Origin of the sequence: Psychrobacter sp. Pi2-52 (genome assembly GCF_904846705.1) — a bacterium.
Lineage (GTDB): Bacteria > Pseudomonadota > Gammaproteobacteria > Pseudomonadales > Moraxellaceae > Psychrobacter.
This window is the reverse complement of record NZ_CAJHBS010000003.1, coordinates 100,498-112,198: the sequence shown is the minus strand read 5'-3', so window position 1 is coordinate 112,198 and position 11,701 is coordinate 100,498. Positions and strand designations below refer to the sequence as shown.

The following is an 11,701-nucleotide window of genomic DNA, read 5'->3' as shown; positions in this document are numbered from 1 at the left end:
ACTCAAAGTATGAGGCTGCCGTACACAAGTGTGATAAAGATACAGGCTGTAACGCAAGATAATCGCAATACGGACACAGTTTACAAAATCGGCCTATCTGTCTTTACCTATAAATTTTTATACTTCAATTGGATTTAGTAAGACCGCTAGTTTTTAGCAGATAAATAATTCAATAAATAATAAATAATTTAAGGACAATACTATGAGTAACCATGATGCTATCGATCGCAGTGAAGTAAAACATATGTCAAAAGAGACAAAAGAAGATTTAAACGCAGACATTATTACCGGTGAGCCAGGCTCGCATCCAGTAGGTACAGGTATCGGCGGTGTAGGCGGTGCAGCAGCAGGTGCAGCTATTGGTACGATGGCAGGTCCACTAGGTACGCTAATCGGTGGTGCTATTGGTGCTATCGTTGGTGGCGGCGCAGGTCATGCAGCAGCAGAAGCTATTGACCCAACTCACGAAGAAGCGTACTGGCGTGCAGAGTATGCAAATGCAGATTATCATAGAGAAGAATACGATTTCGACCGTGACTTGCATCCAGCATATGCAGTCGGTTATGCGAACCGTGCTCGTTATCCAGTAGATGCTCGTTTTGAAGATCATGAAGCAGATCTAGAGCGTTCATGGCACGAAGTAAAAGGTGAGTCTCGTATGGAATGGAACGAAGCGCGTCAAGCATCACGTGATGCATGGAACCGCGTATCATAAGAAATTTTAGGTAACTAATAGAATGGTTAGGCAAACATCTTGGCAGCCAATGCATTTAGTAATTAGCTAACATTAGAGGTTGCTATACCATTACCTAAAATAGATTAATTGTATGTCTAGTTCTATTAGTAAATCTACTTATCAACATTTATGCTATTTTAAAACTTCCAAGGCTTAACTTTGGGAGTTTTTTTAGGCATAAAATTTGCAGCGTATACACATACGTGAATATTATGTACTATAATAATGAGAACGATGGGGAATATATGAGTAATAACACTGAAGGCAATAAACAGTTTTATATCGCAACGGCAAACTTGCTGAACTTTGCGAACCCTAATCGAACTTATTATGAAAATGCGCCAGCTTATAACGATAAAGCCTATGAACATAAGCTGCGAGGTCTTACAGATTTATTGGCTAAAGCGCATGCTGACATTATCGCAGTACAAGAGGTTTGGGATAGTGATGCATTAGAAGCGCTGGCTGTTTCACTAGGTTTCAAGCCCGAGCATGCGGTCATTCCACTTGCTAGTAATGATAGCGCCAGTATATACACCAAAGGCATGGGTGCACAGAATACACCTGCTGTCGGTATTATCAGCCGATTTGAGCAGTTAGAAACCAGTTTGCTAAAAGATATAGCACCAAAAGCCATTATTGATGTACCTGATATTGGTCCTTATCAACGCTTCAACCGTCCTCCATTAGTGTTACGTGTTGACGCGTACGGGCAGCCCATTACAATTATTACAGCGCACCTAAAAAGCAAACGTGCTTTTTTCTTACGCGACGAAAATGGTGACCTATTAGAAGACATGGACGATCCGAATATTCGAGTTCGCGCCAAGCTTCGTAGTTTATGTATGCGCGCGGCAGAAGCGGCCTCTATCCGTATGTCTATTATAGAGCGATTGCAACATACCCGTGAACCATTGATTCTATTGGGCGATATGAATGATGTCACAGGTAGCGTGACTACTCAGTTGATGACAGAAACTGGGGAGGTTAATTACGATAAAAGTATGCGTGATGTTGCACTTTTTGATGCTGCTCGTATTCAAGCACGATATGGCTGGATGAAGGATGTTGCCTATACCCATATATATCAAGGTATGCCAGAAGTTATCGACCAGCTGTTTGTCTCAGAAGAGTTTTTGCCCGATAGTAAATTTTCGCTCGGTTATGTCGAACGAGTTGATTATTTTAATGATCATTTGAAGTGGGACTATGCCGATAGAGTCACTGATCATGGTATTATAAGGGCGAAAATAAAACTCAATGATTAACTTTATAAAATTAGACGGTTAGCTCTATTAAATTGCTGATCGTAGTATTATTTTTCAACCTATTCATGTCCCTTGCTTGATAATGTGCAAGCGTTTATGATGCCTCTACATTGAACATAGTAGTGACCATATAGGCTTTGTATTTTAGCCAACAGTCAACCATCCTTTATCTGAGGATAAATACTATTCAATGAAGATTATATTTATAAAATAGGGCGCAACATTAAGAGATTCACAATGAGTGATAACAAAGACGAAAAGATTGAAGATGTGTTGGTAGATTCGGAATTGGCAAAGAAGCTTGTACCTAATAAGTTTAAGTTTACTAGCCAGCAAGGCCGTGCACGTCGTCAAAAACTATTGGCTGGTGCCAAAAAATTGAGCGAAACGCATGCTATTAACGATATTACGTTAGCAGCTGTGTGTGAAGAAGCAGGCATACCAAGAGCGTCTGCTTACCATTTTTTCCCTAATATTGAAGCAATATTTTTAGCATTGCGTTTTTTGAATGCGATTGAAATATTAGAGATGGTAGAGACGGTTGATATTGGCAACTATGACAGATGGCAAGGGTATTTAACGGCGCTTATCGATCGTTGTATTACGATATTCCATAATGATGAGACCAAAGCCAAGCTTATCTATGACACCAATACACCCGATTTTGAAGGTGACAGTTTTGGTGAAGATATGGATCATCAAATTGTTGATCTGGTCTATAAGCGTTTGTCAGAGCGTTATGAGATGCCAAACTTCCATGATATCCAAGATACCTTGTTGATTGCTTATAGCATCGTAAATGCTATCTTTACGTTGTCTTATCGCCGTCATCAGAGTATTACTGAAGAGTATATCCAAGAAGCAAATACAGCATTTATTGCTTATTTACGTTGTTACCTACCAGAAAAGTTGCCACGTAAAAACCGATAATTGAGCTTACTTTAAACATAAAAAAGCCGACAAATATGTCGGCTTTTTCGCGTCTAATTTTTAGTATAAGATTTGAAGTAATAGAGATTAATATCTCCAATAAAACAGCGACTATTCTAACGGTTAGAAGTCAAATCTTGTCCACGGCAAGTATCATCGCTCGCATCTAAAGGCGAGTACTGCTTATGATAACTGACTATTGACTTCTCTAGCGCTACATTGGTCTGTGAGTCATTGGCATTGACGTAAGCTTCGCGGGCTTGTTCAAGCCAGCGATCGGCCATACGAAAATGCATACCAGATTCGCGCCAGCCTCGTGCGCATTGATTGGTTGCTGCCCAAATTAAAGCCACTTCACTAAAAGCCATCTCACGTGGTGCTGACGCTATGCCATCACCGTCTTTAAGTGCGCTTAAAGTTGCCCATAGATCAGGGCGCATCAAGGCAGAGGTAGACGGAATATCTTGATGCAAGCCCAAGTCTTGTACCGTGTCATTATCTAGCGCTTGCAATATAGGCTCTGCCATTTCTAACGCAACTTGACCAGCGGATGAGCGGCTATTCATACTGTCTTGATGAATAGCATAGTTCAACCACGCTTGCGCTTTGTAAGCGAAATACTGTTGAGCTGCTGTCTTGTCTTTTTGTTGATAGGGTTTTAACTGCGCGACCATACAATTTAATAGGCGCTGTTGTTCACTTTGATATCTATAAGAGTGTGCTTGGGTCTGACTATCATCGCGGCAATATTCAGCCATGCTAGTTGAGTGAGCCACTTGGACAGTCTCACTCTTAGCTAAAGCTGGCTGCATAAAGGTTAACGAGAATAAAGCTGACAGTGTAACGCATACTGAGCGCTTGAAAGGAGCTGCTTTGATGGCTGAATCAAACATGGTATAAACCTTATGTTAAGGTAATAAACGTTGGTATTATTTACCATTGCTAGGGCTGACTTAATTGTTTATTGAATGATAAAATAATTCATCATAAGACAATCATAATACTGTCATAAGGAGGTACTTACGACAGTATCATTAGTATCAAACAATTAAAATGCAGAATTGCTGCTCAGACGTTGGTTCTTACGTGGGTCTTCACGTTTGAATAAATCTTCATCGAACTTAAAGCGCAATCTAAAGTAAGCACCTTGCTGAGTACTGTCATCATAAGCAATATCTTCATCTTCAAAGCCCATGAAGTTATAACCAAGTGATAACCAAAGATTGGTCATTGGGCTATAACCCACTTCTGCACCAAGCATATAAGCCAAGTCATTAGCCTGATCATTCCAATAAGTACCTGCTTGTAAACCAATATCCCAGCGCTCACTGATGTCATAAAGACCGCGGCCATAAACAGCGTGAGCCGTATTATCGCTGGTTAAGCTGTCTGCTTCGTATTCTGTATACTTACCAGCATAACGTCCAGACAACGTTAAAGGACGCGTAGGATGGTAATTACCATTCCATGACCAAACCATAGTGTCTTTTTGGTAAGCGTCATCGCCAGTATTATTATCATCCAAACGATATTCAAATTTTGCAAGCATATCTAACTGATTGCTATCGTAGTCACGATACGCAGCACCTAGCTGAAAACGATTGATAGTGCGATCACCGTCACTATAGTCAGTGCGTGAATAGATGTCTTTAGCTAAGAAGGTAACCTCATCGGTATAGCGATAGGCGATACCAGCGCTACCAAGTAGCGTATCACTTGTTTCACCCCAACGTTTTTCAAAACGTCCTGATGCTTTATAATTCTCTTTGGCAAGATATTCAACACCGATACCTGCCGCTGTTGCAGTGTTACTTTCTTCACCTTCCAGAGACTCGACACGCTCAAATAACGTATTTAAAGTTAGACCTTCTTGAACATACCACTTGTTTTTTAGACCAATAGCTGCTTCTGCTTCGCGCGCACTGATGGCATCGCGCATGCGGTATTCGCTATAAACCTTACCATCTTTCATGTAAGTCGCGTCAAAACCAACAGTGGTACGTTGACGCTCATCTGTATCATCAAGACCATAGCTACCAGACAAGCTATTGATCAAATCATGACGTGCGTATAGACGACCTAGATTTCCGAGCGGTGTCTCACCGCCGATAGAAGTCGCATTACGTGAGCTGTTTTCGATATCTTGCTCATACTCTGCAAATATCAAGCTGTTATTCAACTTAGGTAGACGAGAAGTAATACGAGCACGAACAGTCGTACCTTCAATATCTTCTTCAGCGTCACTAACGCTGCTCAACGCTGACTGATTGATGATGTCATCATTAAACAAAGTGTCGTCTGTAATATCTACAACGTCTGTCGCGGCTTGAGTATTACGTGAGGCAGCAGTTGCGTCTTGTTTGTAATAACGAACCCCAATTTCACCAACGATGTTCTCGCTTAAACGATGCTCAACGCTTGCTTGCACGCCTTCGCGGCTAGCGTCAGTAGTATGCTCTTCTGTGCGTATACCTTCTAATTTAAGAGCAGTCTGCTTATCATTTAGAGTATGAGTAACCTCTACACCAGACTCAGTACGTCCAGCAGTAAGTGGTGATGCACCAGTGACAAAACCTTCGTCAGCATCATTATAATAAGCTTTAGCTCGCGTATTTTTCTTATTATCAAAATCAAGCTCAATACGTAGTGCGTTACCTTCAACATCACTATCAGTCAATTCTGTCGCGTTGATTTGATTACTTGACTGAAAATTTGGATTCTCAGCTTTGTTCATCGCATATTCAGCGACCAGCTTTAGCTTATCATTGAATTTAACAACACTATTAACACTAGCCAATTCTTCTTTGTTCATTGGGTCATCGCTATTCACATAGCTACCACCGATGGCGACTTTATTCGTTAGTTGCTGCTTCGCGGCAATACCACCGACCAAATAATCTTCACCACCTTCATCAACTTCGACAGTGACACGGATATAGATAGGATTGCCTTCGATGTCTTGACTAGCAGTCGGTGCAGTTAAGAATAAGCTGCGGCTGATAGGGTCGATCTCATAGTCAGCAAAGCGAGTAAGCGTCTCACGATTGATAATCAACCCAGGGTTGTTGGCATCACGAGTAATAACTTCAACCGTTTCAGAGTTTTCTAATACCGCATCGAAGTTCTCAGCCAATGGATATGGGCCTGAAATGCCCAAACCACGAGTCTCATTTACACGTTGGCTAGTACTGGTCTCTGCTAAAAAGGCAGTAACGCGAGTATTGCTATCTTCAAATTGAGCCTTTAGACCAGTTAATGTACGGTTGTATTGACCAAGCTTTATGCCTTCGTCATCATCAATTTGAGTTTTCAAATCACCATACATAGCGAACGAACGACCTTTATCAAGGCGCACGTAAAGCTTGCTAGTAGACTGCGCATCGAAGCCTTTAGCTGATGAGTCGCCATAGACAGGATAGTATTCGCCAGGATCGATATCACGGAACAAACGCTCGCCTTTTTTATCACTATCATAAGCAAGCGTTAGCAGATAGTCGCCGCGTATTTTTCCTTTGAGGAACATCGCGGCACGACCAGAAGCTGTGTAATCATCATTACCAGCAAAGTCATTTAGCTCTTGCTCAAATGCACCTTGAGCATCAGTAATACTGCTACCATCAAAGTCTTTTAGTGAAATAGCACCTTCTACAATACCAACAGCAAGTAGTGGACGTAGTTGAGCAGTAAACTGTAACGGAATGATTTGTTTGCTGCTACCAGTGTCAATTACTAGCTCGCCCTTACCTGGTACGCTTGGCGCGGTGACGGGTATCAGTAGCTCACCACCATTGACGGTAATCTGGGTGCCTGCCGCTTCTTTACTACCGTCTTTTAGGTTGATACGGCCGATATTGGTATCGATAGTAATCGGCGTAGAGGCAACATAAGGACGGCCATCACTATCTTTTAGACTGATAACAATTTGATAATCACTAACGCCGTCAGCTGGAACTAATTGAGCTTGAGTGCGATAGTTGATAGCTTGTAGCGTATCTGGAGTTAAAACTTTAATAGTTTGCTCAGAGATAACTTTACTATTGACGTCAGTCGCTACGCCGCGCAAGGTATTACTACCACGTTGCAAGTCGACCGCATAATAATCAAAGGCCGTGACGTTTTGCTTTTCTTGCTCAGCCGTTTTACCGATTTGGGTAGCGGATACCGCTTTGCCATTAGCATATAAAGTAAAGTTTGAACCTAGTGGTGCTTGCACCTGTACCATTTGCTTGTAAGTACTGAGCTGCTGACCTTCATTTAAGTTAATAAAAGCAACGTCATTAGTAGCAACTTCTTTTAGATATTCCTCTAACACTTTTTCAACGGGTGGCGCTACAGTGGTTACTGCCATATTGACACGGCTAGCTGCTGGATTGACTAATTCATTAACAATAGCTGAATCACAATTATTGCCTAGATCTAAGTCACCATTAATATTACAGCCACTAGCTTCTATATTATTATTGTAGTCGCGGTTGTAATCAGGATCTAAGGTTAGCTCAGTCTTTACCGCTTGCTCAAGAGTATCGTTCTTGGCGCTTACTGATTTACTACGAGCGACTAGCTCTGCGTTTAAGCGCTCAGTGCTATCACCCATACCACCAACGATACCAAAATCAGCACGATGTAATTCGCCATATTTTAGGTCAACGAAGCGACTACCAGCATCACCAGCATTACGGTTACTTTGAATCACTAGCTCAGTAGCATTGGGGATAGTAGTTTGATCTACTTTGAGAACGTGAGTCTTGGCATTCACGCCATAGAAGTTATATTTACCTTCAGGATCAGTAACGATGAAGTTACCGTTTTCCATGTAAATACGTACGCCAGCGACACCAAGCTCGCCATCTTCTTTTTGCTGAATGCCATCACGGTTGATATCATGGTAGACCTTACCAACGATAATACCGTCAGTATTCATCACACCGCGCTCAACTTCAATCTGCCATTGAGCTTCTCTGGAGATTAAGGTTTTTGCTTGAGCGTTATCAGCATTACGAGCTTGTGCGGTAGCACGGTTGATACCGTCGCCACCTAAGGCAGAAGCACCGATCAATACTCTATAAGTAATTTCTCTAGTTTCGTTAACCGCTAAATCGCCTAAGTTTAATACTTGGTATTTGCCTTCTGCTTTAAATTCAGTAGTTTGCGGTTGATTAATATTGATAGTGGTCGTTGGAGTAACCCGTACGCTACCTTTAACGTAATCAAAGCCACGTGGTAAAGCGTCTTTTAGCTGTACATCATAAGCGGTGGCATTACCGTTATTGGTAACGCTGATAGTGTAGTTAACATAATCACCAAGTTCAGCATTTCTAGTTTCGCTCTCTTTGGTAACTACTAAAGTTGGGCTTTCATCAACGATATCGATTTTGCTACTTATATCACCAGTAACACCAACACGGTTGCCAGTGTCAGGATTAATACAGGCATCTAAAGTCGCGGTTAAAATATCCCCTTTCAGAGTTTGGACAATGCTATCGTTAATAGCGTTAGCGTTATTTTGGGTTGGCGCGAATATCTGATATTTACCAGTATTCTCACCAGTCTCGACCGCTTTTAGGCTATAAGTATCACCACTGCCAACAGGTGGATTAGAAGACTTGATAGTGATCCAAACTTCATCTTTGACACTAGGGTTAAAGTTACACTGTGCATAGCTAGTTTCAATATAGACATTTTCATCCACTTGCGAGATGGTTTTGGTACTATCAAAATTAGCCGTAGTAAAGCCAATATCAGCTTCAACAATAACTAGTGCATCTGTAGCATTATCGCTAGCTGCGGTTACAGAGGTATCATTTAACACCACCGCGCCAAGTTTGATATTTGCGGTATCACCGTTTTTGCCGTTAGGATCAGATAAAGCTTGGACAATAAGCTGAATGCTTTCGCTTTGACCAAGCGCTATTTGTGCACTTAGATTGCCAAGAATAATCTCTCTATCAGCACTGTCAACGATGCCATTTCTATTAAGGTCTTGATAAACTCTAACGTTCGATAAGGTAGCTGGAACTTCAAGCGTCAGCTCGACGTTTTCATCACTAAAGCTAGTATTGGTTAGGACATTAACCCAGTTAACAATAGTATTAGGCGCGACTGTTTTTAGAGGCTGTCTAGATAAGCTGATGCCATACTTAGGAAGCTCTGATGACTCAACTTGTACTTGGTTAGAATTGCTGCTCTGCTGAACTGAATCAACGTCATAGCTAGCATTAGCAATGTTATTTATAATTTGCAGATTTGGGTTTGGCGCAGCAAAGGCCATATTTGATTGCATAAGCAACATTGCCAATGACAGCGCAGAGATCTTCGCTGTACACAATGCGGTACGATTAGACTGTGTCAAGGTAGATAGAGTCATATGTCGCTTATCCAATAAAATATAAATAGGGTATGGTAGTAACGCTCTAGCTTGGCTAATATAAGTTAATTAGTTCAAGCTAGAGGGTTTAGCCTATAAGCAGCTTTTGCTACTTGAAGGGTTTATAAAATCAATGTAGAACAGTAATTAATTAAGGAGCAGTAGGAAGACCAGTATTCTTGATTTTGACTCTGAATCTTAATGACGCTGAACCTTGTGGTGTTAGTACATTAGTGCCACTCATAGTTGCACTAATAGAAGTAGAGTTAGCACTAGCAGCACCGATAGGACCACTAGAGACTGCAGTATTATCTACATAGGTAGCGCCTGCTGTGAAGTTAGCTACCGAATCCGACAAAGTTAAACCTGTGATATTGAAACCAGAAACTGCTGTTGTACTTGTTGTCTGTATCGCAGATGAAGTGTTTGTACCATCAATACGGTAAATGACGCATTCACTAGGACTAGCAGTTATAGTAGCTTTTGCAAAGTCAACATCTCCACTTGCTGTTTCGATGGTGCCATTACAGTTTTTATCCAAAGCTTGAAATTTATCTAACTTTAAGCCCTTAACAGTAGTAATATCATTAACTGCTGCTATGTTCGCTACGTTAGGAGCGCCATTACCAGCAATATTCGTCAACGTGACAGTAGTGGTTTCTACCGTATCGAGAGCTGCAAGAGTATCTGGAGTACCAGCAGTTCCTGAAGAAACTTTATAGCTAATAGTCAGTTTACCGCCAGGTGCTATACCGTTACCACCATTGATAGCAGAGTTGGTACTGATAGTATATGTGTTACCGCCAGTAGTAGTAGGCTGCAATGTCACAGCTGTTCCAGACACTCCAGGTGTTGAACCAACTGGAGGAGCAGTGTAGACAACACTAATGTCGCCACCTACAGGACGGACTTCATTACCAGCAACACCGTCAGTAATAGTAAAAGTTAAGGCGTTAGCAGTAGTGCCTTCAGCATCTTGACCACTATTAGTAATAACAGTTTGATGAGTAACTTGACCAGCTACTCCTGATATAGGTGCGATTTCTCTGTTAGTCACATTACTTAGAACGATGTTACGATTGGTAAAGTTAATAGTTGTTGTTGTATCGACGCCTGTTCCACCATTCGGACCAGCTCCACCCACTGTATCAACTGAAGAAGGTAATCTAGTTACATTATTAGCAGTAATCGCGTCAGTACTATCAACAATGTCAAAATTAGTTGTGGTAGGAAGAGTGTTATCAAATTTATCGTAAACAGTGGCATTGTTAGTAGCAGAGCTACCAGCGGCAGTATAACTAGCTTTAGCCACATCGACTATAAACGTAATAGTCTGACTTGCACCAGGTGCTAAAGACGCAATGGTTTTACTGAGAGTAGTAATATTACTAGCAGTAGTCGCAGTAACCTCTGCAGCGGTGGCATTTGCTGTAGATATAGTCATGCCTGCTGGTAATACATCTCTTACGATAAAATTGGTAGCCGTATCACTATAGGTTAGATTGACGTTAGTAACTTTAATAGAATAGGTTATCTGCGGCGTAGCAGAGTTTAGGTCTAAAGAAGTACAGTTACTACTAGTAGGACCACAAGTCGCTGATTTTTCAATTTTGAAGACAGGGAGTTTTACGAGCGTTTGGTTTTCGTTAGTTAACGTACGTACTTGAGCCTTAAAATTACTGGTTGCTGTTAGTGTACCAATACCTACATTACCACCTAGTTGTTCAGTAGGTGTTACCGTAGAATAAGTTAAATTAGCTTGATATTTTGGCGGTAATTTAATAGTTTGGCCATTGGTTACACTACCAGTAGCAGCTTGACCAACAGCAGCTAATGCAGCAGTTTGTTGATTTGCATCATCATTGTTACCAGCCGAAGGAACAATAGTGTATGTTACAGTTTTATTACCAAACAAATAGTTCTCACTACCAACAGCTACTGGAGTTGTGGCATTAGGAGTGTTGATGGCAGCATTGTTCTCAGCTATCGTGTTGATTGTATAAGTATCAGCAACGTTACCAATGTTAGATAAAGTATGAGTAAACGAAGTTGTACCACCTGGGACAGCGGGTCGATCCGAGTTTGCGTCAATGTTGGTATCAGCATCACTCGAAGCTACTAATGAAAAGTTAGCGCTTTCACTAATATTTACTGTCACTGTATTAGAAGTTGCACTCTGGCTTACTCCAGAAACCACATAAGTCGCTGTCGCTACGTTATTAATAGGTACCGCATTATTGCCGACAGGTGTAGATTCAGCAGCATTAACGCCAGTAGATAAGCCCATTACCGCGGCGACACCGGCGGTAAGCAGGCTATAATTAAAGGTATTCGATTTCATGTAATGCTCCAGAATTAAGATTAAAGATTGAAACTTTAAAAGAGTGAAAGTTTAATGTTTAT

The 11,701-nt window shown here is 41.3% G+C and carries 6 protein-coding genes; 3 read left to right on the top strand and 3 right to left on the bottom strand.

The features are described from left to right. Positions 1 to 202: 202 nt before the first annotated feature. The 3 genes from JMY00_RS02790 to JMY00_RS02780 all read left to right on the top strand — a co-directional run bounded on the left by JMY00_RS02790 (position 203) and on the right by JMY00_RS02780 (position 2,934). The gene (locus JMY00_RS02790) at positions 203 to 715 is read left to right on the top strand and encodes a hypothetical protein (protein ID WP_057759401.1); all 513 of its coding nucleotides are present in this window, start codon (positions 203 to 205) and stop codon (positions 713 to 715) included. A gap of 266 nt (positions 716 to 981) precedes the next feature. Next, positions 982 to 2,004: an endonuclease/exonuclease/phosphatase family protein gene (locus tag JMY00_RS02785; protein ID WP_201579052.1), complete on the top strand. Its 1,023-nt coding sequence runs from the start codon at positions 982 to 984 to the stop codon at positions 2,002 to 2,004. 237 nt (positions 2,005 to 2,241) lie between these two features. Continuing rightward, a complete protein-coding gene (locus tag JMY00_RS02780; RefSeq protein WP_057759404.1) occupies positions 2,242 to 2,934 on the top strand; it encodes a TetR/AcrR family transcriptional regulator in 693 nt (230 codons plus the stop codon). Between the two features lie 116 nt (positions 2,935 to 3,050). On the opposite strand, the gene JMY00_RS02775 is transcribed toward JMY00_RS02780, so the two are convergent. The 3 genes from JMY00_RS02775 to JMY00_RS02765 form a co-directional block, all read right to left on the bottom strand. Next, on the bottom strand, positions 3,051 to 3,827 hold the full coding sequence (locus JMY00_RS02775; protein ID WP_201579051.1) for a hypothetical protein: 777 nt from the start codon (positions 3,825 to 3,827) through the stop codon (positions 3,051 to 3,053). A gap of 155 nt (positions 3,828 to 3,982) precedes the next feature. Continuing rightward, positions 3,983 to 9,298, bottom strand: coding sequence for a DUF11 domain-containing protein (locus JMY00_RS02770; protein ID WP_201579050.1), 5,316 nt, complete (start codon positions 9,296 to 9,298; stop codon positions 3,983 to 3,985). A gap of 151 nt (positions 9,299 to 9,449) precedes the next feature. Next, the gene (locus tag JMY00_RS02765; protein WP_201579049.1) at positions 9,450 to 11,639 is read right to left on the bottom strand and encodes a DUF11 domain-containing protein; all 2,190 of its coding nucleotides are present in this window, start codon (positions 11,637 to 11,639) and stop codon (positions 9,450 to 9,452) included. Between the last annotated feature and the right edge of the window lie 62 nt (positions 11,640 to 11,701).